Origin of the sequence: Luteolibacter sp. Y139 (assembly GCF_038066715.1) — a bacterium.
In the GTDB taxonomy this organism is placed as follows: Bacteria; Verrucomicrobiota; Verrucomicrobiia; order Verrucomicrobiales; family Akkermansiaceae; genus Haloferula; species Haloferula soli.
The window spans coordinates 557,726-583,603 of record NZ_JBBUKT010000004.1; the positions used below are offsets into that span (position 1 = coordinate 557,726).

The following is a 25,878-nucleotide window of genomic DNA, read 5'->3' on the forward strand; positions in this document are numbered from 1 at the left end:
CCGAACCCAGCCGGAACGACGCAGTCGTTCCGCTACGAAGATAGTCCGCAAAGAAGGCGAATTCCTACGGCGTGAACTCGACCTTGTAGAAGGCTTTGCCGAAGGAAGTGGGGTCGGTGAAGGAGGCGGTGGTGGCGGCGGTGCCGGTGACGGTACCTAGGGTTTGCCAGGAGGCTTCGCCGAGGGTGAGGCTGCGCTTCACGGTGAAGACGATGCCGTTGGCGCTGGGCCAGGTGATGGTGCGGCCGTTGGGGGAGACGGTGGACTTGAAGGAGCTGGTGCCGCTGGAGGGATTCAGGCCGAGGCGATACTCGGCGAGGTTCGAGGTGCCGTCGCCGTCTTTATCGCCGTTTGCGGTTTGGGTGAGGTTGCCGAAGTTGGCTTGTTCCCATGAATCCGGCAGGCCGTCTTCGTCGGTGTCATCGATGACGAGGGTGACTTGTCCGGCGGTGGTGGTGGAGAGGTGGGCGGTGGTCCCGACTGGGATGCCTGCTAGAGTGGCGCTGCCGCTGAGGGTACCGCCGTAGGTGAAGAGAGGATAGCGGCCGAAGGCGGTGCCGGGAGCGAGCGCGACCTGGACGGTGCCGCCGAGGGTGAGGTCGCCGGTGATGGCGATGAGGTCGGAGGAAGCACCGCTGCGAAGGCGGGTGAGCGAGGTGCTGCCGAGGAAGGCACTGCCTTGAACTGTTAGAATGCCAGGCGTGCCGGTGAGATAGCCGCGGCCGTCGAAGGTGCCATCGTGGACGAAGTCGGAGGCGAGGGTGCCGTAGCCGGAACAGGATGCGCCGCTGGCGATCTTCGTCGCGTCAGTGGCGAGGCTGCCGCCTTCGATCTTCAGGGTGGCTCCGGGCATGACCTGTGCGGCGGTGGCGCTGCTGAAAGGGCCGGTGAGCCTGAGGGTGCCCTGTTCGACGGTGGTGCCGCCATTCCATGCGCCGCTGCCGCTGAGGGTCCAGGTGCCGGTGCCGGTTTTGACGTAGGTGGTGGCGGTGCCGGTGTTTTGCTCGGAGATGGTGCCGGCGAAGGTGGTGTCGGTGTTCTTCCCGCCGATACGGTAGGTCAGGGCGCGGCCGCCGGTGGCTCCGCCCTGGAGCGTGGAAAGGGCCGTGCCGGAAAGAGCGCCGATGGGGATAGTGGTGCCGGCGCCTTGCGCGAGCGTGCCGATGTAGTAGGCGTAAACCCTATCGGTGAGCGCGACGCTGGCCTGGGGGAAGCCGGGGAAATTGTAGTTGGTCCCCATGCGGAGGTCGCCGCCGCTGGCGTCGGTGAGCACATTGATGGTGCCGGTGAAGGCGGACCAATCGCAGAGCATGGTGGTGCGCACCCAGGGGACGTAGTAGTTCAAGGTGCCTGCGCCGGAGAGAAAGCCGTAGAGGTCGACGCGCGAGTCGGCATTGAGCCGCGCGGTGGCTCCGGCGGGGACGTTGAAGATCGCGCCGAAAACGCTGTAAGTACTGTCATTGTCGTACATCGAGAGCACGCCGCCATTGAGGGTCACGGTGCCGCTGCCCACTCCGTTGTTGTTCGCGACGTCATTGGCCAGTGCCACTTCGCCGGCATTGAGGATGAGGCCGCCGGTGTGGGTGTTCGCGCCGGTATTGGAGAGGGTGAGGGTGCCGCTGCCATTCTTGATGAGGGCGGCATTGCCACCCAGCGATCCGGTGCCGGTGAGATTGTAGCCGGCGGTGGTGGTGATGGTGGCGGTGCGGGGCGAGACGGTGCCGGAGAGCGTGACGGTGCGGGTGGTGGCGGAGTCGTCCAATACCACGTCGTCGTTGTTGAAGAACGTGTCGGGCGAGGCTCCGGTCCAATTGCCCGGGGTGACGGTATCCCAGGTGCCATTGGCGGCGCCGGTCCAGGTGAGGACGGCGGGATTGCCGGTGACGGTGAGCCAGACCTTGGAGGGATTCGATCCCGCTGCGCTGCGGCCGAGGGCGAAGGTCTGGCGGGAGTTGGTTGGCAGATCGTGGGTAAGGGTGACGCCTGTGACGGTGCTATTGGTCGCGCCGGTGATGAGATCGTAGGTGCCGGCCTGGAGAGGGCCCTGGCGGAGCTTGAACCAGAAGTTCAGGGCGCCGGTCATGGCGAGGGTGCCATTCATGGCGATGCGGTCATTCGCGCCGGCGGGTGTGTTCGCCATGTCGTAAATGAGCGTGTTGTTGCCACTGAGGGTGAGGCCGCCATTCGCCGTGAAAGTCGCTCCGGTCGGCCCGGAGCCGGGAGAGATGCTCGCGTCAGCGCTCGCGATGATGGGGCCGGCCACGCTGCCGCTGCCGCCGAGCGCGGTCTTGCTGGCTACGGTGACCGTCGTATTTCCGAGGCTGCCATCGATGAGCAGGGTGCCGGAGCTGACGGTGGTGGCACCGGTGGCGGTGCTGGCGCCGGTGAGGGTGAGGGTGCCGCTGCCGAGCTTGGTGAAGAGGGCGGGGCCGGTGCGATTCTGGATGGAACCGCCGAAGGTGGCGTCCGTATTCAATGCGCCGACCTTCCAATGGACGCTGCGATCCGCCGCGCCATTCGCGCCGCCGAGGATGACGCCCGCGCCGGTGCCGCTGGTGGAGAGTTCGCCGATCTGGATGGTCTGCGTCTTGTCGCCGCTGCTGGGTGGATTCGGCAGGTAGTAGGCGTTGATGTTATTCGGCAGGCGGAGGCGGGCGGCGCCGTAGTTGGTGATGTTGCCGGTGCCGCCGCTGTTGATGCGGAACTCACCGCCATCGGCATCCGTGAGGACATTCAGGGTGCCGGTGAAGGAGGCGGGATTGCCGCCCCAGTCGGTGCGGATGTAGGGGATGAAAAGATTCAGCGTGCCTGCGCCGGAGAGCGCACCGGAGAAGCCGCAGCGGGCACCGGCATTCACGGCGACCTCGCCATTCACGATGAGGGGATTTGGCAGGGTGCCGGTGAAGCTGCCGCCGGGGCCGGTATTGTAGAGATTCAGCGTGCCGCTGTTCATCGTGAGCGGACCGGTGCCGAGGCCCGATGCGTTCGCGGTTTCATTGCCGAGCGAGAGGGTGCCCGCGTCGAGGATGGCATTCGAGAAGGAGTTCGCGGCGGTATTGGAAATCGTCAGCGTGCCGGTGCCGCGCTTGGTGAGTGCACCGGTGCTGGTGATGGCTCCGGTGCCGGCGATGGTGTAGTTGCCGGTGGCATCGAAATCGACGGTGCCGGGCGCGACGGATTCGGTTAGATTGAGCGACGGTGTTTTCGAGCCGCTGTCATCGAAGGCGACGCGGTCGCCGAATTGGAAGGCGGTGGGGTTGCCATTGCGAAGCCAGTTGTTGGTGGCGCTGTCCCATGCGTTCGAGGCGAGGCCGCCTTGCCATTCGAGGTCGCGTGGGAGGCCTGCATTGGTCACGAGCAGGGCGAAGGTCTGCGTCCACGGCAGGCCGGAGGCATCGGTGACGGTGAAGTCGAAGCGGGCGCGGCCGACGAAGTTGACGGTGGGGGTGAAGGTGACGAGGGAGTTGCCGGGACCGCTTTGGACGATGGTGCCGCTGGCAATGTTAGAGACGGTGAAGACGGGCGAGGCGGAGAAGCCGGAGGTGAAGCGCTTCAGGTCGACCTGCACGCTGGTGGGCTCGCTGGCGGTGTTCTTCGCCACGGTGCCGTGGGGAATGGCGAGGAAGTGCAGGTATTCCTCCAGACGGGTGTAGCCGGCTGCGGTGCCGGCGGGCATGAAGGTGGTGCCGGTGAGGACGCCGCCGCTATTCGGCAGGCCGGTATTGTGATCCTGCACGGCGGGAGCCCAGCCGAGGGCGGACTCGTAGTAGTCCGGCATGCCATCGAGGTCGGTATCGACGGGGGCGATGGTGGAGGCGAGGACTCCGAAGCCGGCATTGCTGGCGCCGGTGTCGCTTTCCTTGTGAACGTGGAAAGGGGTCTGGGTGGTGAGCTTGCCGATGAGGATGGTGTCTACCTCGTCGCGGATGGATCCGGGGTAGTTCGCATCGAGGCGGAGGGCACCGGCATTCGAGACGATCTTCTTGTAGGCGAGCAGCGGTGCGTCCGTGGAGACGCCGGCGGTCGATCCCGCGATGGCGGTACTAGATTGATAGTAGCCGAGGGCACCGGGCGTGAGGCCGGTGGTGCCGGGGGCGTAGGAGGTGCCCTCGACGATGCCGTAGCCCTTGTCGGTGCCATTGAGGAGGCCATCGCCATCGGTATCGGAGAGATTGCCGCCAAGGAAAACGGTGAAGTTCGGCTTGCCGTTGTCGCCGACGGTGCCTTTCACGAGCGCCTTCGAATGGGTATTGCCGGGCGGGCCGATGAAGTAGTTGTTGATGACGTTCGACTTCCAGTTCTGGTTCGACTGCGAGTCGCCCATGATGAAGCCGATGTCCCAATCGTAGGTGACATTGTTCACCCACTCGAGCAGGCCGCCGGGGCGGGCCTTGGGATTGCGGGTGTGATTGTGGGCCCAGAGATTGTGGTGGGAGGTGGCGTGGTTCTGATCCCAGAGGCCGCCGCAGGAGTGGCTCTCAAGGCCCCAGGCATTCAGCGAATACTGGAGGGTGAGATTCTCTGGCGGGCTGCCGAAGCTGGACATGTTTTCGTCCGTGCTGAACTGCATGGAGACGTGATCGAGGACGGCATTCAGGCAGCCGCTGTCGAGGTCGATGCAATCGCCGCCGGAACCGTAGTAGCCATGGCGGAAACGGACGTGGCGGACGATGATGTCGTCGCCGGAGATGCGGAAGAAGTTGTTGTAGAAGCCGATGCCGTCACCCGGTGCGGTTTGGCCGGCGATGGTGACCTTTGACGAGGTGAGGCGGGTGCCATCGGAGCCGCTAGGCAGGCGGATGTAGCCGCTGACATCGAAGACGATGGTGCGGCCGGCGGCGGGCACGGTGCCGATGGCTTCAGCGAAGGAGCCTGCACCGGAGGCATTGAGGTTGGTGACGTGGTAGACGTCGCCGCCGCGGCCGCCGTTGGCATTCGCGCCGTAGCCTTCGGCACCGGGGAAGGCGGGGATGGCTGCCGCGGGAAGGATCCCTGCGGCGAGGAAAGACAAGCTGGGTTTGAACATGGACGCTTGGGGCTGCCCTTGATCAGGGATCGGTGCGGAAAGGCGCGGCGGGGAGCCCGGCGGAGTTGAAGAGATTGGCGCCGGCGGGGTTGTCGGCCCAGGCGTAGCGGACGTAGGCGGGGCGGGGGATGGTGGGGCTGGAGACGATGACCTTGTCCTCGTCATCGATCTCGGCATCGGCCCAGACGAACTTGCGGTCGTCGCCGGCGATGGCGAATTGCTTGAGGGCGCCGTCCTTGGCGACGAGGCCGGTGCCGACGTGGTCGAAGTGGAGGACGACGCGGCCGTCTTCGATCTCGGACATCTTGAAGACGGGGCCGCAGGGGATGACGTCCTTCTTGCAGTAGGTATCGTGCAACGCGAGGCGGGCGAGGCGTGCGCCGACGTCCTGCTTATTGCGCGGGTGGACGTCCTTTTCATCGCCGATGTCGATGGTGACGGCCATGCCGGTGTGGGGCAGGGTGAGCGAGGTGGCCTGGGCCTCGCGCATGGAGGCGAGGCTGCTGGAGGCGGGGTCGGGGCCCGGGGCTTTGTTCGCGGCGAGCTGGACGAAGAGGAAGGGGAAATCGCCGCGGTTCCAGCGGGCGCGCCAGTCCTCGATGAGGGTGCGTTGGAGGGCGGGGTAGAGCTGGCGGACGTTCACGTTCGACTCGCCTTGATACCAGATGGCGCCGCGGATGCCGTAGGGGACGAGCGGGGCGATCATGCCATTGTAGAGCACGGCGGGATTGTGCTGGTCGCGGATGGGATCGGGATGGCCGGGGCCTTTTTTCTTTTTGTCGGAGGCTGCCCACTTGGTCATCGCATTGCCGTAGTCTTCGAAGAGTTTCGCATTGTCGCGGTAGGCGATGAACTTCTTCCAGAAGGTTTCCTGAAGTGGCTTGAGGGTGGAATCGGCGACGAGCTTGTCCTTGCTGATCCAGGCTTCGGCGGTGCTGGCGCCGTAGGAGGTGGTGACGAGGCCGATGGGAATATTGAGTTCCTTCTGGAGCTCGCGGGCGAAGAAGTAGGCGACGGCGGAGAAGTCGCCGGCGGTCTCGGGAGTGCAGGGTTTCCATGCGCCTTCCACGTCCGGCTGCGGGTCTTCGCGCGGGGTGAACTCGGCCTTGAACTCGCGGATCTGCGGGTGGTTCGCCTGGGCGACTTCCTGTTCCCAATTGGTGGTGCCGGCGAAGTAGCGCTTGGCGGTCTTGGCGACGCTGAAGTCCATGTTCGACTGGCCGGAGCAGAGCCAGACCTCGCCGACGAGGACATCGGAGAACGTACGAGAGGCATCGGAGGTTTTCACCTCGATGGTGAATGGGCCGCCTGCGGGCAGGGCGGGAAGATCGAGGCGGAATTTGCCATCGGCAGAGGCGGTGGTGGTGGCGGTCTTTCCAGCGATGGTGGCGGTGACGGGTGAGCCGGCTCGGGTGGTGCCCCAGAGTGGATTCGCGGTGTCGCGCTGGAGGACCATGTGGTCGCTGAAGACGTGAGGGAGCCAGAGATCGGCGGGGAGGAGGTAGTTCGCGAGGTCGGTCTTGCGGAGTGCTTCGGTCAGGACGGTGGCGTTGAGTTCGGCGCCTTCGGGATTCGGGTGGGTGTGGTCGCCATTCGCGAAGATGGCGGTGGTCTTTTCCTCGCCGAGGGTGTCGTAGCGGTCGGCGAGGAGGTTATTGAAGTCGATGAAGGGAGCGCCGGCTTGGTCGGCGACTTGCTTGGCCCAGAGGCCGTAGTCACTGGTGCTGCGACCGACGCGGCCGTCTTTCCAGATGTTCCGCGGGATGAGGGAGAGGACGATGGGCGTGGCGCCCTTTGACTTGGTGTCGGTGACGAATTTGCGGAGATACCAGCCGTAGGTGTGGACGGTTTCGGGCTGTTGGTCGGTCTTGCGGACGATGTCCTCGGTTTCCTCGCCGGTGCCCTTGATGGAGGCGCGGCAGCGTTCGTCATTGAGCGGGCCGCCGTCATTGTGGCCGAACTGCATGACGACGTAGTCGCCGGCCTTGAGGTTCGCCATGACGGCATCCCAACGGCCCTCGGTGACGAAGGTGCGGCTGCTGCGGCCGCCGATGGCGCGGTTGATGACGTCGATCTTGGCGGGGTCGAAATGAGCCACGAGGGGATCGCCCCAGCCGCGCTGGCCTGCGGTCTGATTCCGCACGGTGGAGTCGCCGATGATGTAGAGGGTGGGTTTCGCCCAGGCGCTGGCGGCCATGCCGAGGCAGGCCGTGAGGAGCAGGCGGAGTGGGATTCGCATGAAACGCAGAATGGAGGTGGATCGGCGGGTTGTCGCGTTACCCCAATGGGTGAGGGAATGGCGGTAGCGTCATCGGGAATCCTACCGCCGAGGGAGTGGGATAGGAAGCTGGTCGTGAAGGCGCCGGTCGGCGAGGCGCGGTAGGACTGCCAAGGGCGGGTGGACTCCAATAATCCAATAAGTATAGGAGTGGAATTATTGGAGTGGTTTCTGAAGCCGGTAATGGGTGGCTGGGTGGGCCGTGGATGCCGAATGCTGAAGGTGATTGGCCACGGTGAGGTCCAGTATTCCAGAATGGATAGGATACTGGACTTACTGGACTGGTGCCGGGGTTTGGTTTGGGAGGGGAGATTCTTCACCACGGATTACGCGGATGGCGCGGATGAAAAGGCAGGATGGGCCGTGAATTCCATCTGGATGGAGGGATGACCTGGAGGCGATGGATTCCTCCTTTCCCGTGTGTATAGGAAACGGGAAAGGAGGAATTGGATTTGAGGTCGTGATGGACTTGCTGGCTCGTGGTTGAAACATGGCGTGACGTAATGCTTCGAGGCCGGTGAAATCGGGAAAAATGACGTTGTTTCAAATCATCACTGCGGTCCGTGCGGGAGAAGGCTCCGAAAGCCAGTGGCTGCTGATCGTGGGAGATGCGAAGAATCTCTCTGGCGAGACGGAATGCGAATTGGCCAAGATGGATTTCGACGAGGATCTCGACGAAGAGGTCTATCCGCCCGGATTCAAAGAACGTGGCCTTTATTCGACCGTCGATTACCAAACGCTGCAGGATTGTATCCAATGGGCGGACCGATTGGCAGGTTGCCCCGATGAGGCTGCGGCTTGTGAGGTGATCCGCTACTACATCCGGTTCGATGCGTGGCCGGACCGGCTCGGTGCTCCGGATCCGCCGCCATGGGAGGAGACTCAAGCTCGGCTGGACCGGGAGTTCTACGACTCCCTGGGGCAGGAACGTCCGGGGACCCAATGCCGCCGCGAGGGATGCAGCGGGGGAGCGGTGGTGTTCAGCGCGTTCTGCCGTGTTCACCAGTTTGAGAACGTGAAGAAGCGGCCTTGTCCGTTTGCGGATTGATTGGGAGCGGCCGAGCCGGACTCCGCTATTCCGGTATGTATAGGATAGCGGAGTTACCGGAGTTGTGTCTGAGATCGTTCGGAGCGGCACGGGATTGAGCTACTTTCCGGAATCGCGACGGGTGAGGGAAGTGCTGCGACTGGCCCCCCGTTGATCGAAGCTGCACCTCGCGTTGATCAGCGTTTGCCGGCGGTGATCTCCACTTGGACTTGGCCTTGGGGGGTGATGGTGACGGGGTCGATGGCGAGGAGGCCGCGGTCGTGGTCGCGGTTTTCGATGCGGTAGGAGACCCATTTACTGTTAGAGGGGCCGTCGAAGATGGCGATGTGGCCGGCTTCGAAGACCTTGCCGCGGTCGTCGCGTTGCCAGGGGCCGTCGGGGGTGTCGGCGGAGGCGACGCCGGTCCAGTAGCTGGTGTCCTTTCCGTTCCGGAAGAACTCGGCGTAGAAGAGGTGATAGCGGCCGCCGATGTGCTCGACCCAGGGGCCTTCGAGGTATTCGGGGGCGGAGTCGAGCTTGGTGCCGGCGGGGTCGCAGGTGACGATTTTCTTCTCGGGGCCGAGCCAGCTGATGCCTTCGCCGCGGGTGAGGCCGGTGAGGTCGATGGGGCGGATGAAGAGATCGTGCTTTGGCATGACGGCGTAGGTCTTGCCGGTGGTGTCGGCGAAGAGGGTGGTATCGCAGGCGCCGTCGGGGATGAGGGAGATGTGCTGATAGGGGCCGCCGATGTGATCGGCGACGCCGACGAAGGCCCGGCCGGCGCTGGCGAATTCCTGGTGGGGATTGATCTCCTTCTTGGTCCAGTTGTCGGCGGTGAAGATGAGGTAGAACTTGCCATTCAGCTTGTGGATCTCGGGGGCCCAGAAGCGGTGCTTGTAGGGGCAGTCGTCGGGGAGATCGGCGGAGCGGACGAGCCAGGATTGGAATTTCCAGTCCTTGAGATCGGTGGAGCGGTAGAGGGCGATGCCGGGCGAGGAGCCGTTGTCGGGGAGGTTCATGCGGTCGGGTTCGCGATTGGCGAAGGGCCACATGGTGTGGATGAGATACCAGGCATCGCCCTCGCGGATGATGCAGGGGTCACGGACTTCGCGGTGCTCGGCTCCCTGCGATTGGTAGGTGTAGGGGATGGGGTTGGTGCCGGTGAAGGGTGGCTCGGCAGCGTGGGTGAGCGATGGGATGAAGGAGAGGAGAAGAAGGATCCGTGGGCGAAGCGTCATCGAAGAAAGGAATGACGGAGGATACGCTCGGGAGGCTGGGGTTTGTCGGGTGTTTCGTTGGCTGGTGGAGTGAGCGCTACCAGTAATAGGTGACCGAGGCGCGGATGGTGCGGGGCTCGGTGGGGTGGAGGTGGACGTCATCGATGCCTGCGGCGGGTTCGCCGGGAAGGCGGGAGGTGTAGTAGTATTCGATGTCGTTGTCCTTGCGGTCGAGGAGGTTGAGGACATCGATGGCGAAGTCCCAATTCTCCAGGCGGTAGCCGGTGCGGAGGTTCACCTGCAGCGAGTCCTCGGACTGGACGCCCTTGTTGGCTGTTAGAGGGCGCTCGGAGAAATAGCGGACGCGCAGGGCACCATAGGGGCCGAGTTTTTCGCCGACGGTGATGCCGCTTGCGATGACGAGAGGGACTTGGTTCTCCACCCATGGGCCGGCGGAGGTGTCGGTGTAGCGGCCTTTTGAAAGTGCGATCTCGGCATCAAGCGAGAACCAACTGTTCGGGCGCCAGTAACCGGTGAGCTCAAGGCCGTAGCGATCGGTGGAGGGGCCGGCTTCGACATTGCCGGCGTCGCCCACGTAGATCAGCTCGGACTCGCTGTAGAGATACCAGAGTGCAGCGGTGGTGGTGAGGCAATCGCCCCACTGGTGGCGGACGCCGAGCTCGGAGCCCCAGGTGTGGACGAGTGGATCGACGGGCATGACGGGAGTAACGCCGTCATTCGGATCGATGCGGGTGAAGACGCCGCGGGCGTCATTGCTGTGGAAGCCGCCGCCGAGGTTCAGGTAGTACTCGGTGTCATGCCAGGGGCCGAAGATGAGGTTCAGCTTTGGCACGGCGATGGCGTCCCATTCGTTGCCGCTGTTGGCGGGATTGTCGCTATCGACATCGAAGTAGAAGGCATCCGCGCGGACGCCGGCTTCGGTGCGGAATCCATCGTTCCACTTGGTCTTGGCCATGGCGAAGACGGAGTAGCTGCCGGTGATGACGTCATCCGAGCGGATGGGATTTACATCGGCGCGAGCCTTGGTGCGGGCGAGTTCGAGATCCCAGATGACATCATTCCGGGTCTGGAAGCCGAAGGTGTAATCGGTGGGTGCGCCGAAGAGGCTGCGGTTCTCGAGCGTGGCGGAGACTTCGCCGCCGAAGAAGATGCGTTGGTCGGACTGGCGGAACTGGTCGCCATTCACCGGGTCATCGAGGAAGTAGGTGAAGTTCGAGTAGAGATCGAGGTCGTAGTAGCCGACGTAGGCATTGCCGCGCCAACGGACATCATTGGCGAGGTGGCCCCAATTCATGGAGAGCGAGTAGCGCTGCGACTGGCCGCCATTGGTGGGATCGAGGTAGCCGAAGCGGTCGATCTGACCGCTGAGGATGGCGCGCTCGGGGATCTGGTCGCTGGAGGTCCACTCGGCCTGGTAGCCGAGCAGGGTGAAGTTGAGGAAGTTGTCATCGTCGCCGGTGTGCCAGCGGAGCAGGCCATTGAAGCGGTGGGCGTTTTCCTCCAGCAGCCAGGGGCCATTGTAGTAGGTCGCCTCGCCGCCGAAGGTGAGGGTGCCGATGCCTGCTTTCACGGAGTCGCCGAAGACGGCGCGGAGATACTCGTCCTCCCCGAAGGCGAAGCTGGCGAAACCGCGGTCGAGGGAATTCACGAGGGAGAACTCGGCGGAGCCGGCGGTGGTGAGGTCGCCCATGCGCGAGTCGAAGGGGCCTTTCTCGTAATCGAGGCGCTGGACGAACTCGGGGATGAGGAAATTCATGTCCGCGTAGCCCTGGCCATGGCCGTGGGAGCGGTAATTCGCGGGCATGCCGTCGACGAAGATCCCGAAGTCGGTGCCGTGGTCGAGATTGTAGCCGCGGACGAAGTACTGGTTCGCCTTACCACCGCCGGCGTGCTGGGTGACGATCATGCCGGGAACGACTTCGAGGAGTTCGCCGCGGCGCAAGTACGGGCGATCTAACAGCTCCTCGCGGTCGGACTGGCCTTTCGAGGCGGAGTCGGCTTCACCGAGGAGGTTTTCGGCTTTGCCGGTGACGAGGAGGGGTTCGAGGACGTCTTGGGCGGAGGCTGCTGCGGTGAGGAGAGAGAGGGCGGCGAGGGAGTGGCGGAGCAGTGGATGAGAGGGGATCACGTGGGTGAAACGAGATCGGTGGGGAAAGCCCACGGGATTTTTTTCGGAATGTAGCGGAGGTCCGTAGCCGCACGGCCCGCATCCTTGTGGGCCTGGAAAACAGAGTCTCACGATGCGGCTTGTGGCCGCTAGTCAGCGACGGTCATAGACCGACGCTACATTTTCAGGGCTCGCGGTCCCACCAGGCGGAGAGTTGCTGGCGGGCGCGGTAGAGGCGGCCTTCGATGGCGCGGGGGGAGCATTTGAGGATGGCGGCGCACTCGGCGTGGTCGAGGCCTTCGAGGCAGGAGAGGACGAGGACCTCGCGGAATTTTTCCGGGAGGGTGGCGAGGCCGCGGTCGAGCTTGGCGAGGTCGGCATCGCGCATGGCGGCTTCGTCGGGAGCGGGGCGGTGACAGGTCAGCTCCGGGGCGTGCTCGTGGAGGGCGAGGTGGGGCCGGGATTTGGCGGTGGAGCGCTTGCGATCGCGGCAGAGATTGAGGGCGATCTGGAAGAGCCAGGTGCTGAGCCTGGCCTTCGGCTTGAAGCGGGCGAGGGCTCCGTGGGCGCGGATGAAGGTGTCTTGGCAGGCTTCGCGCGCATCGCCGGCGTCGCGGAGGTAGTGGAAGCAGAAGTGATAGACGCGCTGCTGGTGACGCTCGACGAGCGCGCGGAATGCCTGTGGGCATCCGGCCTGCGCCGAGTGGATCAGCGCGAGCTCGGCGGCCTCGTCTGGCGTCTCGACCGCTGGCAGCGGGAGGCCGGCGGCGGCGCTATTGAGCGAGGATGCTATCATGAGTCCACTGCAAGAGTTTCTCGGACTGCGCGGGGTCCAAGTGTTCCTTCATGGCGAAAAAGTGAGCGAGCGTCGCGTGTTGGAGGCGGGCTTGGGCGCTGTTGAGGCGGGTAAGGGCGGCTTCGATTTCGGGGGAACCGGATTTGCCGGCGCGCACTGCGGCTGCCAGTTCGCCACCGGCGGCGGTGATCTCCTTTTGCAGCTGCTCCTTTTCCTGCTGGTAGGCCTGCTCGATGGGGTTGAGGGCCTCGTGCTGGGCATCTGTTAGGGCGAGTTGCTCGTGCATCCAGTGGTGGAAATCCTTCGCGGCGCGGGCACGGATCGCGGCATCGCGTTGGGCGGAGAGTGTGACCAGCCAGGCGGTCAGGCCTGCGAGCACCACGGTGGCCAGCGAGAGTGCGAGCCTCTGTGCGCCGGGGGTCATCGGGTGGCGAAGAGGGAGGAATCCGAGAACATGGTGAGCGGCGGAGGCGTGGCCGCGGCTTGCCGTGAGGCGGTGGATTCGCCGAGGAAGCTGATGGTTCCCGCGACGAGCACAGCGACGGCGGCGAGTGCGGCGAAATCGCGGGGGCGGAAGATGGGAATGGCTGGTGCGGAGGCTTGGAGGCGCGCCATGAGGTCATCTGCGAAGGTGGTGGGCAGCGAGTCAGGGCGTGAGCGCCGGGCCTGTGCGAGGGTGTCTTCGAGGGACCTTGTCATGACGGTGGAGGCTAGTGGGTAAGGAGCGGCGGGCGAGATCAAATGACGAAGTCGGGTGGGGAATGGTGGCTGGTGAAACATGTTTGAGGGTAGTGCGTATCGGGTGCCGTGAAACCCTTCTCCCTGGTGGTGGCGGCGTCGGTGTGCCCGCTGCTTGCTTTTTCGGCTCCGGCGAATCTGTTGCGCAACGGGAGCTTTGAGGGAGGCACTCTTTACTGGCATCAGATCGATCCGGCGCAGGATACGCTGGTGAAGGATGCGAAGGTGGGGGAGCAGGCGCTGCGGATCGCGAAGGGGAATATCATGAGCGCGCCCTTCGTGGCGGAGCGCGGGGCGATGATGACGGTGTCGTTTTTCGTGAAGGGGGAGAAGCCCGGTCGCGTGGGTGTGCAGATGCCGCCGAGTGCGCGGGAGGTGGGGACGAAGGCGAAGCGGTTGTGGACGGGCGAGGCGGAGCAGAGCGCGGAGGTGGGGACGGAGTGGCGGCGGGTTTCGTTCACGTGGCCGGCGGATGTGCCGGCGGATGGGTTTTGGCCGAACCCGCACTATCTGGTGCAGATCGGTGGCTATGATCAGCCGATCGTGATCGACGGGGTGACGGTCACGGTGGGGAAGGAGGGCACGGCGGACTATGTGCCGCGGCGGGAGGTGGAGTGCGTGGCGGAGTGTGTGAATCTTCCCGGGTGGGATGGCGCGGCGGGCAATGCCTTCGACCAAGGGGCGACGGCGCAGATGGTGGCGCATGTTTCCAATCCGGGGTCGAAGCCGCGCGAGGTGACGGTAAGGTGGCAATTCATCGACTATGAGGGTGTCGCTGCCGCGGGGGAGGCGGTGGACAAGAAGATCTCGCTGGCGGCGGGGAAGACATGGAGTGCGCCGCGGCCGATGAAGTTGACGAGGGAGGGCTTTGTGTATGCGCGGCTGTCGGTGCTGGGTGAGAAGGGGGAAGTACTAGATTCATCGGACTTTCCGCTGACTTCGATTCCGTATCCGGCGAAGGCGACGAAGCCGGACTATCGGGAGCGCTTCGGCGGGTCCTTTGCGGGTGGGAAGATGATGCTGGAGAAATACCAGCGGCTGGGTTTCGGGTGGACGCGTTGGTTTCCGGAGGGGAAGTGGCACAGTTTCCAGAAGGAGAAGGGGGCGGCGTTCCAGTGGTTCGATGCGGAGTTCGATCTGGCGCAGCGGCATGGCGTTTCGCAGCATATCGTGCTGTATGGCTGGCCGCCGGGGCTGATGGACAAGGAGCATAGCGGGCAGCCGCTGCCGCTGGACATGCAGTGGAAGGGCGATGATCCGCGGTGGAATGACCTGACGATCGACACGGCGTGGGATCGCTACGTGAAGGCGGCGGTGAGCCACTATAAGGGGAAGTCGGTGATCTTCGAGATCGAGAACGAGCCGGAATTCGACATCTGGGAGAGCCACCATGCGGAGTATGCGGCCTTCACGATTCGCACGGCGAAGCAGATCCGGGCGACGGATCCGGGGGCGAAGGTGATGGTGAACAATGTCTATGGGGTGCCGAGCCCGGTGAATGCGGCTTTCTTCAAGGCGGGCGGGCTGAAGTACGTGGATGTGATTTCGTGGCACGACTACCACGATGGCTGGCTGACCGACGCGCAGGGGATCCGGAAGATGAAGCAGGCGATGGCGGAGGCCGGCGGCGAGAAGGTGGAGCTGTGGTTCAATGAAGGCTGGGCCTACACGAACACGGCGGTGGACGAGCCGATCGCGTGCACGAATCTAACAGCGGCGGAAAGCACGAATGCGCAGGCGTGCAGCGTGGCGGAGATGACGATCGCGGGGCAGGAGAAGACGATCCTGTTTCACACGGGGTATGAGGATCATGGACAGAGCTTCTGGGACTACAGCGGGCCGGGGACGCTGCTGTGGGATTGGTATGGGTATCCGCTGCCGCTGGTGGCGATGTGGAATGTGTACAATTACCACATCGGCATTAGCGATGAGGTGGGGTTCGTGCGTCCGCCGGGGGCGAACTTCGCGATCTTCCAGGACGAGCGGAATGGGAAGGGCGTGATGATCGCTTATGCGGATCGCGGGGCGAAGAGCGATGTGACGGTGGCGCTGCCGGACTTCGGTGCGGAGATGGTGGCGGAGGACATCATGGGGAATCGTGCAGCTGCGCCGCGGACGCTGGTGCTGTCGAAGACAGGGAGGCCGGTGATTCTCTACACGTCGAAGAAGACGGCGGGGAAAGTGTTTCTAACAAAGCTGGAGCCGCTGGACCGGAAGCATGCGGGATTCGTGGTGCAGGCGGAGGGGGAGGCTCCGGCGTGGGCCTTGCCGCCGGTGTGGGAGGGGACGAAGAAGGGCGAGAGCGAGGGCAGCGTGGTGATGGCCGATGGCAAGCCGGTGTGGAAGCTGGAGCAGCTGTGGCCTGCGGACATGAAGCGGGCGGAGAATTTCCGGGCGATGACTTGGACGGGGACGGATTGGAATGTGAAGGAGGGCGGCTTCGGTGGTCAGCCGGGGGCGGGCTTGAAGGATGGGGCGCTGACCTTTGGCACGCGTGCGCCGCATGGGCCGGAGAATGACCGTTACCTGCGGACGGCGGGGCTGACCTTTGTGGCGCCGCGGGATGGCGTCTATCAGCTGCATGGGAAGGTGACGACGCGGATGTGGGATAGCGGGAACAAGACGACGCTGCACTTGCTGAAGCGCACGGGTGGTGGTGTGGAGAAGGTGGGTGCGGTGGAGATTGCGAATGGGGGTGAGGCTTTGTTGGAAGCGAAGTCGGTGGAGTTGGCGGCGGGGGATCAGCTGACGTTGCTGCCGCAGATCGATGGGATGTTTGCGGGGGGCGATGCGGTGTTGAGGGAGTTTTCGATTTCGTTCGGTGATGGGAAGATGGGGGTGGCGAAGGCGGGGTATCGCTTGCCGATGGTGTGGGAGGGCAAGCAGGCGGGGAGCGCCGAGGGGAATCCGCTGGTGGCGGGTGGCAAGCCGGTGTGGCGGATCGATGCGCTGTGGCCGGATGATCCGGTGATGGTGGCGAACTATCTGCCGATGAAGTGGGATGGCACGCGGTGGTTCGACAAGGAGCACGAGGCGGGTGGCCAGCCGGCGGTGAGTGTGGCGGACGGTGGCGTGGAGTTTTCGGTGCGCGGGCCGTGGACGGGGATGCCGGGGCAGCGGGTGGCGGCGCTGGCATTCGTGGTGCCGGAGAGCGGGACGTGGCGGATCAGGGGCAAGGCGAGTTCGAAGCCGTGGACGGGTGAGGCGAAGACGTTTGCGCTGGGGGTGTTCAAGAAGGATACGCAGCGGTCGGCGCAGCAGGCGGTGATTGCATTACCGCGGTCGGGGGAGGAGGTGGATCTGGATGTGAAGGTGGATCTAACAGCGGGGCATGAGCTGGTGTTGTTGCCGCTGATGCCGGATTGGCACAATGCGACGAACACGCGGGTGACGGGGTTGGTGGTGGAGAGGGTGGAGGCTTCTCGCTAGGAACGTTGCGAGCGAAGAACGACACCATGGACGAGAGAGCGGAACTCCTGGCGAAGATCAAAACTCCCGATGAGCGCTTCGACGAACGCGGGAACCGGGTGCTCATCGCCTTGGCTGAGTTTCAGAATGGATTCCCGGTGGATCAGCTCTGTGTGACCTGTGGAGGGCTGATCGTGGTAAAGGGACTTGGCGAACCTTTCGTCTGCGCATGGAGTATCGATTGTCCGTGCCACGAGTGTCAGGCCGACTTTCGCGGCCTTTAACGGAAGGCACGCTGATGACGGTGCGGGAGCTTTCGTATTTGCGGAAAGCTGGTCTCACTTGAGACATGATACGACTGGGATTCCGCGTGCGGGTTTTGGCTGCGCTGTTCGTTTCGCTTTGTGGTGCTTGTTCCGCGTTCGCGGAGGAGGAGTGGCAGACGCTTTTCAATGGGAAGGATCTGACGGGGTGGCGGGGGAATGTGATGCCGGAGGCGTTCTCGGTGGTGGATGGGGCGATCCGGGTGCATGCGCCGAAGGAGAGTGCGCATCTTTTCTATGTGGGGGATTTGAAGGAGGGGTTTGTGCGATTTAAGAACTTCGAGTTCGAGGCGACGTGCCGTGGGGAGGCGGGGGCGAATTCGGGGATCTTCATTCACACGGACATGACGACGCGGGATGCGGCGTTGCACCTGGCGAAGGGGTATGAGGTGCAGCTGAATTCGTCCGAGAAGGAGAAGCGGAAGACGGGGAGCCTTTATGCGGTGGTGGATCTGGACAAATCGCCGGTGGATGAGAGCCAGTGGTTCAAGGTGAGGATCGTGGTGAAGGATTCGCGGATCACGGTGTTTTTGAACGACAAGCAGGTGGTGGATTACACGGAGCCGGCGGATGTGAAGCGGCCGCCGGAGCGGGCGGGGAGGTTGTTAGATAAGAAGGATGGGGGCGGGATCGCGCTGCAGGCGCATGACCCGGCGAGTGTGTTTTATTTCAAGGATGTAAGGGTGAGGAGGTTGCCTTGAGGGTGTGGGTGGCGGTTCACGTATCGCTGCCCTTCAGGCCGCCCTGCCCGGCGCATAAAAACCCAGCCCGATGGGCTGGGCTGAGGGATGGCCGCCCCTTTGGGGCTGAAGAGGCACTTGAAGGGCGGTGCTCTTGGGGATCAGGCGATGCGGAGGAGGAAGGGGGCGAGGATCCAGCCGATGAGGGTGAGGGCTTCGAGGGCGGTGGCGGTGAGGAGGGCGATGCGGTGGGGCATGGTGGGGGCGAAGATGCCGGCGATGAAGAAGCCGATGCCGCCGATGGGGGTGAGGGCGATGCGGAGGAAGCCGATGGCGCCGGCGGGGCTGGCGGGGGCTGTGACGGTGAGGATGGCGGCGGCGAGGCCGGTGAGGGAGTAGAGGAGGCAGACGGGGGAGAAGAGGTTCCAGAAGGTTCTGGCGGGGCGGAGGAAGTAGAAGCCGCCGCAGGCGGAGGGGATGGTGGCGAGGATGAAGACGGCCATGAAGACGAGGGCATTCCCGATGATCTCGGGGCCGGCGCAGTCGATGTCGCGATACCAGCCGTGGAGGGCGTAGTTGCAGAGGACGGCGATGGCGGCGATGACGAGGCCTGTGGCGTAGCCGCCGGCGATGATTGTGCCCTTGCACCACGGGGCGGAGGCGTTGACGCGGGAGCAGAGGGTGAGGAGGCTTTTGAAGGGATTGTGTGGGAGGGAGGGGTTCATGGCGGGGCGGTTTTTTGGATGGGGCCGCGGGGTGAAAGGGTGATGAAGGGGTGGTGAAATGTTTTTGGGTGGGAGGGGTGCCGGGAGATGAGTGGGGCCGGGCACGTCTCGCGGCCCTACAGGACGCCATTCGCTAGGGCCGCAAACCCAGGGCGTTGCCCTGGGCTTAGGGCTGGCCGCCCCTTTGGGGCTTTAGAGGGGGCTCTCCGTGGGGAAAAGAAAAAGCGCGGTGCCCTTTCGGGGACCGCGCTTTGGGGAAATTTGCTTTTTGTCGGGCGATCAGCCTTCCGCTTCCTCTTCGCCGTTTGCTTCGACGTTGATGGTGAGGATGGTGGTGACTTCCGGGTGGACGCGGACGACGACGTCGGACTTGCCGGACTTCTTGATCGGCTTTTCGAGCTCGATGGCGTGGCGATCGATCTTGATGCCAGCGGCTTCGAGTTCCTTGTGGATGTCGAGGGAGGTGACGGAGCCGAAGGCCTTGCCGCCCTGACCGAGTTCGAGGGTGAACTTGGGACGGAGCTTGGAGATCTTGTTGGCGAGTTCCTTGGCACCTTCGAGCTCGACGGCTTCGCGCTGGGCGCGGGCGGCCTTGAGGTTCTCGACGTGGCGGAGGTTGGCGCGGGTTGCTTCGTAGGCCTTGCCCTGAGGGATCAGGAAGTTACGGGCGTAACCGGCACGCACCTTGACGACATCAGCCTCGGCACCGAGACCTTCGATTTTTTCTTTGAGAATGACTTGAGCGTTGGCCATGAGCGTCGCGGGTCGTTAGTTGGGGCGGCGGAGGTAGGGCCCGGGCCGCTTTCAGTCAAGGAAAGATTCGGTTTTGGGGGATTCCGGGCTAATTTGGGCGGAAAATTTTTAAAGGAGGGCTGGTGGCCGGATTCCGATATTCCGATATGCCTAGGAGGGCGGAATATCGGAAAATCTGAGGGCTCACAGGGCGTACGGCCTTGGGGCGAATCGGAGGGGCGATTTTCTGACGGGGCGTGAGAAGCCGGAACGACGCAGTCGTTCCGCTACGGCCGATTAGAGTTCAGCGGCTTTGGCGACGCGGAGGAGGGTGGATTCGGCCATGTGGGGGGCGAGGATTTGGAGGCCGACGGGGAGTTGGGTGCCGGTGTCCGACGCCACGGTGCCGGCGGGGACGGAGATGGCGCAGAGGCCGGCGAGATTCGGGCCGAGGGTGCAGATGTCGGAGAGGTACTCGTGGAGGGGATCGTCGGCGAATTCGCCGATCTTCCGGGCGGGGGCCGGGGCTACGGGGGTGAGGATGGCGTCGACGTGCTGGAAGGCGTTTTCGAAGTCGCGGCGGATGAGGGTGCGGACTTTTTGGGCGCGGGTGTAGTAGGCGTCGTAGTAGCCGGAGGAGAGGACGTAGGTGCCGAGGATGATGCGGCGCTTCACTTCGGGGCCGAAGCCTTCTTCGCGGGAGCGCTTGTAGAGATCGAGGAGGTCGGCAGGGGCGGCGGCGCGCTGGCCGTAGCGGATGCCATCGAAGCGGGAGAGATTCGACGAGGCCTCGGCGGGGGCGATGATGTAGTAGGTGGCGACGGCGTGCTCGGTGTGGGGGAGGGAGATTTCGACGATCTCGGCACCGGCGGCTTCGAGGCGCTTCACGGAGGCTTCGACGCGGGCGCGGACTTCGGGGTGGATGCCCTCGCCGAAGTATTCCTTCGGGATGCCGAGTTTCATGCCGGCGACGCCCTTGTGGAGGTCGGCGGTGTAGTCAGGGACGGGGAGATTCAGGCAGGTGGAGTCGCGGTGGTCGGGGCCGGCGATGGCCTGGAGGAGCAGGGCGGCGTCCTCGACGGACTTGGTCATGGGGCCGATCTGGTCGAGGGAGGAGGCGAAGGCGACGAGTCCGTAGCGGGAGACGCGGCCGTAGGAGGGCTTCAGGCCGACGATGCCGCAGTGGGAGGCGGGCTGGCGGATGGAGCCGCCGGTGTCCGAGCCGAGGGCGGCGATGGCGAGATCTGCGGCGACGGCGGCGGCGGAGCCACCGGAGGAGCCACCGGGGATGCGGGAGAGGTCGTGGGGATTCCGGGTGACCTGCAGCGCTGAGTTTTCGGTGGCGGAGCCCATGGCGAACTCGTCCATATTGGTCCGGCCGAAGAGGATGGCGCCGGAGTCGCGGAGGAGGCCGGTGACGTGGGCGTCGTAGGGGGCGGTGTAGCCTTTCGCGAGGAACTTGGAGCCGCAGGTGCATTGTTCGCCGAGGACGTTGATGTTGTCCTTGATGGCGATGGGGATGCCGCCGAGGGGCCGGGTGAGGTCGGCGGTGGCGGCCTGGGCGCGGGCGTCGTCGAGATTGGTGGCGAGGTAGGCGCCGATGTCTTCGTTTTTGGCGGAGATGGTGGCGGCTAGGGCGTCGATGATGTCGACGGGGGTGATTTCGCGGGCGACGAGCTGCTTGCGAAGGGCGGAGATGGTGGCCGTGGCGAGGGACATGGGGACCGGAGGTCGGGAAAAGTGCCGAGTGATCAGTGATCGGTGATCAGTGGAAAGGCACGGGACTGATGGATTTACCGCGGAGGCGCGGAGGTCGCGGAGGGACGCAGAGGTGAGACAGGAGAGTGGCTGAGGGCGGGGAATTTTAACCGCGGATTACGCGGATGGCGCGGATGATGGAGATGCGGAAAAGAGAGGGACCCGGGAGTTTGGTCAGGCGTCGGCGATGACTTTGGGGACGCGGATTTGGCCTTGGGCCTGGTCGGGGGCGTTGGCGAGGACGGCTTCGGGCGGGATGCTGGGGCGGGGCTCGTCTTCGCGCATGACGTCGTAGACGGGCGCGGGGTAGGAGGTGGGCTCGATGCCGGTGACGTCGAGGGCGGCGAGGGATTCGGCGTGGCCGAGGATGGCATCGAGCTGCGTCTGGAAGACGGCGCATTCGGCATCGGTCAATTCGAGCCGGGCGAGGCCGGCGACATGGCTAACTTTAATGTGCTCGGAGGCCATCGCGGGCGGATTGGAGAGGAAAGGTGGGGCGGGGGGAAGCGATTTTGGGGTTTGGGATTGGGGATTTGGGCGGGGTTTGGGAAATGGGGCGACGGGAGGGTCGCCGCTCCTCAGGGCGACTGGGTGTTGTTGGCCTCCAGGTTTTTCCAGCGGCGGGAACGCCAGGAGACGAGACCGCCGAGGCAGAGCGCCGTCAGACCGATGATGGCGGGATAGGAAATCGCGCAATAGGTCGACTGGCCGTTGCGGGCCCACTGGGATTTCATCGCCGCCATCGAAACGGAGGGGGAGACTACGCCGATCCAATATCTCGCCCCGCTACCTGGAGTTCCACCGCCGCCGTGACGGAACACGAGCTCTCCTTTAACGTGGAAGACCTGATAGTAAGACACCGACCGGGCATACACGACGTGGAAGGGATGCTGGAACGAATCGATCCACCCCCAGCCGAGGAAGGAGATGACGAGGACGCCGAGCCAGAAGCTCTTCCACTGGTAGGGAGGGCGCGGGGTCATGGGGTGAGCGGAATGTTGGTCTTGCTCTTGATGCGCATGCGCCGCCAGCGCGTGAGGAGGAAGATGAACCAGAGGCTGAAGACGACCAAGATGACGAACCAGTAGGCGACCGACACAATCCGGCCAGTTGTAAGAGGGCGCGCAGACGCAGGGCTAGGGAACGAAACCAGCCAATCCCGTTCGAGAGCAAGGTGAACAATGCCTGATTTCCTTCCGAACGGAGGGAGGCCGGTCGAGGCCCGCACTGTTCCATTGCCGCTAACAAACGTTACTTGCGGCCGGTCAAAAGGTGTCCAGAACAAGGCTTCGTTCATCGATCTCATCCACGCCCAACTGAGGAACCCGAGGACGAAGAGCCCTAGCCAGAAGCTTTTCCAGCGGTAGGGCGGGCGAGGGGGCATGGGAGAATGATTAGGTGGGGCTTGTAGTTGTGGACATGATAAGGAGCGTGGACGTGCGGTCCACGCCGTGTCGACTGAAAGTCGACACCCCTTATGTGGCAGCGGAATTGACGGAGGGATGGATTCCGGGGAGGGTGGAGGGCATGAGATGGATGAGTTTCATGCAGCGCTGGATGAGCGGGTGGGTGGTGATGATGACTGTGGTGATGTCATTCGCATTCGCGGCGGTGGCGTGGGCGGAGGACAGGGATTTTGGCGGGGCCGTGCTGCTGCCGACGGATGCGCGCGAGTGGACTTCAGCGGGTGGCCAGAAGTTCAAGGGCAGGGTGCTGGCGGTGGATCATGAGAAGAAGACGGTGACGCTGGAGACCGAGGCCGGGAAGAAGTCGGAAGGAGTGCCGTTTACAAATTTCAGTGCGGAGGATCAGGCGTTCTTCTCACGCTGCAAGACCCAGCGCGCGGGGCAAGGCAAGGACGGAAAGATCACGGTTGTGGACAGCGAAGATCCGGAGATGACGAAGGCGATCGCGGAGGCGGTGAGGACTTTCCCGGCGGCGTGGGCGGTGATCCAGGCGGATGCGAAGCGGCCGAGCCCGGTGTTGGACATGGTGATGGTGAAGGCGTCCTTCCGCGATCCGGGCGCGGCTGACGACGATGCCGAGAACATGTGGGTGATGAACTTCAGCTTCGATGAGAAGGCGAAGACGATCACTGGCACTCTGGGGAATCCGCCGGATCACCTGAAGTCGGTGAAGATCGGGCAGAAGGTGAGCGTGCCGCTGGCGGATCTGCGGGACTGGATCTATTTCGAGGATGAGAAGATCAAAGGGGGATTCACGGAGAAGCTGATCCACAAGCGGATGTCGCCGGCGGAGAAGAAGGAGCACAACGAGGGGACGGGAGTGAATTGGGATGAGGAGTGAGAGCGAGGTGGTGCTTCGCCGGCCGCTGTACCGGTGGAAGAGCTTTTGGCTGGGGGTGCTGGTGCTCTTCTTCATCGACTGGGCTTGGGTGAGGTCGATGACGCGGCTGGACATGCTGATCTGGACTTCGGGTGCGAGGGATGAGGCGATCACGCTTCGCTGCCAGGAAGCCCGGGTGATGGTGGAGGTGACGGGGCGGAGGTCGGCTGGCAGCTTGCCCTATGCGTCGGGTTTCATGAGGGCAACGTTTCCCTACGACCTTCATAAAGTCTGGTTTGAGCGGCCTGCGGTGGTGGTGACGCCGTTTGATTCGGGAGGGGGACGGAATGTTTCGGTGGCGTATTGGGTGGTGGGGCTGGGGTTTCTGGTGTCGTGGGTGGGGTTTCTGGTGGGGTGGGGATGGTGGATGAGGAGGCGGGGGAGGAAGACGGGGGATTTGTAATCTGCTTCGATGAATGGATATCCTCGCGTTGTGATTCGATCCTTACTGCTCGCGTTTGCTTGTCTGGCAATTCCGGCGTGTGCGCCGAAGCGGAGCGTCATGAGCTATGAGGAAGTCGACGTGGTCGGCAGGCCTAGTTTTCACAAATCTCCGGGGGTGGCGGATGAGCGCTTCATGAGCCTGTGGATCAAGGAGGGTAGTCCTGTGACGAACCAGCAGGTCTCGTGGGACAACGATGTGCTGGACCGCCGGCGCATCGATCCCAAGCGGCGCTATGAATTCAAGCTGCTGGAAGGGAAGGTCGTGGACTATCGGGGCACGAAGCATGAGAGCACCGAGGTCTGGCAGGTGCGTGATGGTCAGCGGCTGATTTATGATGCGTCATTTTGCCGGGTGCATCATCGGGTGATGCAGCGGGAGAGCAGTGAAGAGCTCGGTGAGGCGGAGGATCTGCCGCGGGGCTTTGACCGGGCGAAGGCGCGGAGTTTTCCCAATTCCAGATTCCTGTATGCTGCTTGTTGTAGCCCGACTTATTCGGGGCTCGATTGGGTCTGCACGGAATGTAGTGAGGCGGAGACGAAGTGGGTGGCGAGGCATGCGAAGGCGAATGGTGGGGGGAGGTGAGCTTGTGACCGCCAGGCGGAGATGGTCATAGAGCCGCCGCTAGATTTGATGGGGCGAGCTGGATTGGTGATCGGGAGTGACGATTTTTGGCGGAGCGGGAGACGCCGGAAGGACGCAGTCCTTCCGCTACGTTTTGTGGAGACGGATTGGGAGTCTCACGATGCGGCTTGTGGCCGCTAGTCAGCGACGGTCATAGACGCGCCGCTACATTTGGGAGGGCGGTGGGATGTGCGATGGAGGGTGAATCGCGGGTGGCGATTTTCTAACAGGGCGCGAGACGCCGGAAGGACGCAGTCCTTCCGCTACGAAGAAAAAAAGCGGCGACAGGAGTGTCGCCGCTCCTCAGGGGCGCGGAGTTTGTCCGCGCTGTGTCGACTGAAAGTCGACACTCCTTATGGGCTTAGCGGGTGAAGCGCTTGAGGAGTTTTGCGAGGAAGCTTTCGCGGGGGGTGCTGTGGGGGCTTTCGTGGGGGGCGGGGGTTGTTTGCGGGGAGGCAGCGGGTGGTGCTGGCTGTGCGCTGTCTGCGGGCTTGGCGTATCCGAACCAGACTGTGTCGTTTCGGGAGAGGTAACCGGAGATGACTTCGTCCAGCCATCGCTCATACCAATCGAGGAAGTTTTGCTCGAAGGCGAACTTGGGTTTGTCGCGATCGGTGTTGAGGTTCACGACCTTGCCTGCGTGGGGGCCATTCAGGACGAGGGCGTGGAGGCTGGAGCAGCCCTGTGATCCGATGGGGAGGATGCCGGAGTAGATTCTGCCGAGTTCCTCTTCGTATTCCTGATCAGGGGTCCCGTCTTCATTCAGGCGCTTGATCTGGGCTGCCCATTCCTCGCTGGTCATCTCCGGTTGGAGGATGGCGGGTTGGCTGAGGAAGAGCTCGGGCCTTTGGACGAGCTCGTTGAGATTCTCGCCTAGCAGGAAGATGCCGTAGAAGGGGCCGGCGGCGGCGGCGTCAAAGGAAGTGCCACCGTTTCCGACGCTGGTGATGAAGGCGCGATAGCAGGCGGGGAGTTGTATCGAGTAGCGCTGCTCGAAGGCGAGGACGTCTTGTTCGGAGGCGGGTGGGTTGATGCGGTATTGGTGGTGGGTCGCGCCGAAGACCTTGAGGTCGCTGTCGGCCTTGCGGGCTGCGGCGAGTTTCGTGGTGATGCGTTGGAGTTGGGCGGTGTGGTCCACGGGTTTGGATTCAGGGGGCGTGATCTTCGTCGCCTAGATTTCGATACGAGGAGAACTGATCGGGGAAGCGTTCGCGGAGTCGTGTGCCGATCGCTTCCTTTGCGTCGGCGATGTTGCAGCCGGTGGTTTCGCGAAGGAAGGAGATGGCGGAGAGCACTTCGCTGCGGGAGAGGTGGTGGTCGATTTGGGTGGTTAGGTGGTGGGGGATTTCGGGAGGGGGCATGGGGGATTGAGGGAGGTGGATGTTGGTGTGACGACAGGAGTGTCGTCACTCCTCAGGGCTTTTACGGTGAGTTGGGGGCGGGTTTTGTCTGGCGGCGGTTGGGGAGGAGTTTGGGGTGAGGCGGGGTGGTGATTTTTGACGGAGCGCGAGAAGCCGGAAGGACGCAGTCCTTCCGCTACGAAAGAAAAAAGCGGCGACATGAGTGTCGCCGCTCCTTGGCGGGTGCGGGCTTGGGCCGCGCTGTGTCGACTGAAAGTCGACACTCCTTA

The 25,878-nt window shown here is 63.7% G+C and carries 21 protein-coding genes; 7 read left to right on the plus strand and 14 right to left on the minus strand.

The annotated features are described in order from the left end of the window. Positions 1 to 64: 64 nt before the first annotated feature. Positions 65 to 5,026: an autotransporter-associated beta strand repeat-containing protein gene (locus WKV53_RS13280; RefSeq protein WP_341405088.1), complete on the minus strand. Its 4,962-nt coding sequence runs from the start codon at positions 5,024 to 5,026 to the stop codon at positions 65 to 67. A 22-nt stretch (positions 5,027 to 5,048) separates the two neighbouring features. Then, positions 5,049 to 7,265 (minus strand): GDSL-type esterase/lipase family protein, encoded by a 2,217-nt coding sequence (locus WKV53_RS13285; RefSeq protein WP_341405089.1) that lies wholly within the window; start codon positions 7,263 to 7,265, stop codon positions 5,049 to 5,051. Positions 7,266 to 7,836: 571 nt separating this feature from the next. On the opposite strand from WKV53_RS13285, the gene WKV53_RS13290 reads away from it, so the two are divergent. After that, the gene (locus WKV53_RS13290) at positions 7,837 to 8,352 is read left to right on the plus strand and encodes a DUF7716 domain-containing protein (protein WP_341405090.1); all 516 of its coding nucleotides are present in this window, start codon (positions 7,837 to 7,839) and stop codon (positions 8,350 to 8,352) included. Between the two features lie 176 nt (positions 8,353 to 8,528). Here the strand turns inward: WKV53_RS13290 and WKV53_RS13295 are convergent, their stop codons facing one another. The 5 genes from WKV53_RS13295 to WKV53_RS13315 form a co-directional block, all read right to left on the minus strand. Next, positions 8,529 to 9,569: a glycoside hydrolase family 43 protein gene (locus WKV53_RS13295; protein WP_341405091.1), complete on the minus strand. Its 1,041-nt coding sequence runs from the start codon at positions 9,567 to 9,569 to the stop codon at positions 8,529 to 8,531. Between the two features lie 76 nt (positions 9,570 to 9,645). Continuing rightward, entirely contained in the window at positions 9,646 to 11,697 is a 2,052-nt protein-coding gene (locus WKV53_RS13300; protein ID WP_341405092.1) for a TonB-dependent receptor, read from the minus strand. A 163-nt stretch (positions 11,698 to 11,860) separates the two neighbouring features. Next, positions 11,861 to 12,472 carry an RNA polymerase sigma factor gene (locus tag WKV53_RS13305; RefSeq protein WP_341405093.1) on the minus strand — a complete coding sequence of 204 codons (612 nt, stop codon included), beginning with the start codon at positions 12,470 to 12,472 and terminating at the stop codon, positions 11,861 to 11,863. Further along, positions 12,450 to 12,896, minus strand: a complete 447-nt coding sequence (locus WKV53_RS13310; RefSeq protein ID WP_341405094.1) for a periplasmic heavy metal sensor — start codon at positions 12,894 to 12,896, stop codon at positions 12,450 to 12,452. Before WKV53_RS13310 ends, WKV53_RS13305 begins: the two co-directional genes overlap by 23 nt. Beyond that, positions 12,893 to 13,171, minus strand: a complete 279-nt coding sequence (locus tag WKV53_RS13315) for a hypothetical protein (protein WP_341405095.1) — start codon at positions 13,169 to 13,171, stop codon at positions 12,893 to 12,895. The genes WKV53_RS13310 and WKV53_RS13315 overlap by 4 nt, the downstream gene beginning before the upstream one ends. A gap of 108 nt (positions 13,172 to 13,279) precedes the next feature. On the opposite strand from WKV53_RS13315, the gene WKV53_RS13320 reads away from it, so the two are divergent. The 3 genes from WKV53_RS13320 (at position 13,280) to WKV53_RS13330 (ending at position 17,642) form a co-directional block, all read left to right on the plus strand. After that, entirely contained in the window at positions 13,280 to 16,639 is a 3,360-nt protein-coding gene (locus tag WKV53_RS13320; protein ID WP_341405096.1) for a hypothetical protein, read from the plus strand. Between the two features lie 26 nt (positions 16,640 to 16,665). Continuing rightward, positions 16,666 to 16,902, plus strand: a complete 237-nt coding sequence (locus WKV53_RS13325; protein WP_341405097.1) for a hypothetical protein — start codon at positions 16,666 to 16,668, stop codon at positions 16,900 to 16,902. Between the two features lie 65 nt (positions 16,903 to 16,967). After that, positions 16,968 to 17,642 carry a 3-keto-disaccharide hydrolase gene (locus WKV53_RS13330; RefSeq protein ID WP_341405098.1) on the plus strand — a complete coding sequence of 225 codons (675 nt, stop codon included), beginning with the start codon at positions 16,968 to 16,970 and terminating at the stop codon, positions 17,640 to 17,642. Between the two features lie 140 nt (positions 17,643 to 17,782). Here the strand turns inward: WKV53_RS13330 and WKV53_RS13335 are convergent, their stop codons facing one another. The 5 genes from WKV53_RS13335 to WKV53_RS13355 form a co-directional block, all read right to left on the minus strand. Next, positions 17,783 to 18,346 carry a hypothetical protein gene (locus tag WKV53_RS13335; protein ID WP_341405099.1) on the minus strand — a complete coding sequence of 188 codons (564 nt, stop codon included), beginning with the start codon at positions 18,344 to 18,346 and terminating at the stop codon, positions 17,783 to 17,785. 279 nt (positions 18,347 to 18,625) lie between these two features. Then, a complete protein-coding gene (gene rplI, locus WKV53_RS13340; protein ID WP_341405100.1) occupies positions 18,626 to 19,099 on the minus strand; it encodes a 50S ribosomal protein L9 in 474 nt (157 codons plus the stop codon). 276 nt (positions 19,100 to 19,375) lie between these two features. Further along, positions 19,376 to 20,797 (minus strand): Asp-tRNA(Asn)/Glu-tRNA(Gln) amidotransferase subunit GatA, encoded by a 1,422-nt coding sequence (gene gatA / locus WKV53_RS13345; RefSeq protein WP_341405101.1) that lies wholly within the window; start codon positions 20,795 to 20,797, stop codon positions 19,376 to 19,378. A gap of 213 nt (positions 20,798 to 21,010) precedes the next feature. After that, complete coding sequence (gene gatC, locus WKV53_RS13350) at positions 21,011 to 21,304, minus strand: Asp-tRNA(Asn)/Glu-tRNA(Gln) amidotransferase subunit GatC (RefSeq protein WP_341405102.1); 294 nt, start codon at positions 21,302 to 21,304, stop codon at positions 21,011 to 21,013. Positions 21,305 to 21,414: 110 nt separating this feature from the next. Continuing rightward, a complete protein-coding gene (locus tag WKV53_RS13355; protein WP_341405103.1) occupies positions 21,415 to 21,819 on the minus strand; it encodes a hypothetical protein in 405 nt (134 codons plus the stop codon). Between the two features lie 553 nt (positions 21,820 to 22,372). Between WKV53_RS13355 and WKV53_RS13360 the strand changes: the two genes are divergently transcribed. Genes WKV53_RS13360 through WKV53_RS13370 form a run of 3 tightly spaced genes read left to right on the plus strand, consistent with a single transcriptional unit; the run spans position 22,373 to position 24,209 of the window. Then, positions 22,373 to 23,143 carry a YegJ family protein gene (locus WKV53_RS13360; protein WP_341405104.1) on the plus strand — a complete coding sequence of 257 codons (771 nt, stop codon included), beginning with the start codon at positions 22,373 to 22,375 and terminating at the stop codon, positions 23,141 to 23,143. After that, entirely contained in the window at positions 23,133 to 23,585 is a 453-nt protein-coding gene (locus tag WKV53_RS13365; RefSeq protein ID WP_341405105.1) for a hypothetical protein, read from the plus strand. Before WKV53_RS13360 ends, WKV53_RS13365 begins: the two co-directional genes overlap by 11 nt. 30 nt (positions 23,586 to 23,615) lie before the next feature. After that, positions 23,616 to 24,209 carry a hypothetical protein gene (locus tag WKV53_RS13370; RefSeq protein WP_341405106.1) on the plus strand — a complete coding sequence of 198 codons (594 nt, stop codon included), beginning with the start codon at positions 23,616 to 23,618 and terminating at the stop codon, positions 24,207 to 24,209. 400 nt (positions 24,210 to 24,609) lie between these two features. On the opposite strand, the gene WKV53_RS13375 is transcribed toward WKV53_RS13370, so the two are convergent. Together WKV53_RS13375 and WKV53_RS13380 are read right to left on the minus strand one after the other, a co-directional pair. Continuing rightward, a complete protein-coding gene (locus WKV53_RS13375) occupies positions 24,610 to 25,386 on the minus strand; it encodes an SMI1/KNR4 family protein (RefSeq protein WP_341405107.1) in 777 nt (258 codons plus the stop codon). Between the two features lie 10 nt (positions 25,387 to 25,396). Continuing rightward, positions 25,397 to 25,609 carry a hypothetical protein gene (locus tag WKV53_RS13380; RefSeq protein ID WP_341405108.1) on the minus strand — a complete coding sequence of 71 codons (213 nt, stop codon included), beginning with the start codon at positions 25,607 to 25,609 and terminating at the stop codon, positions 25,397 to 25,399. Positions 25,610 to 25,878: the final 269 nt, after the last annotated feature.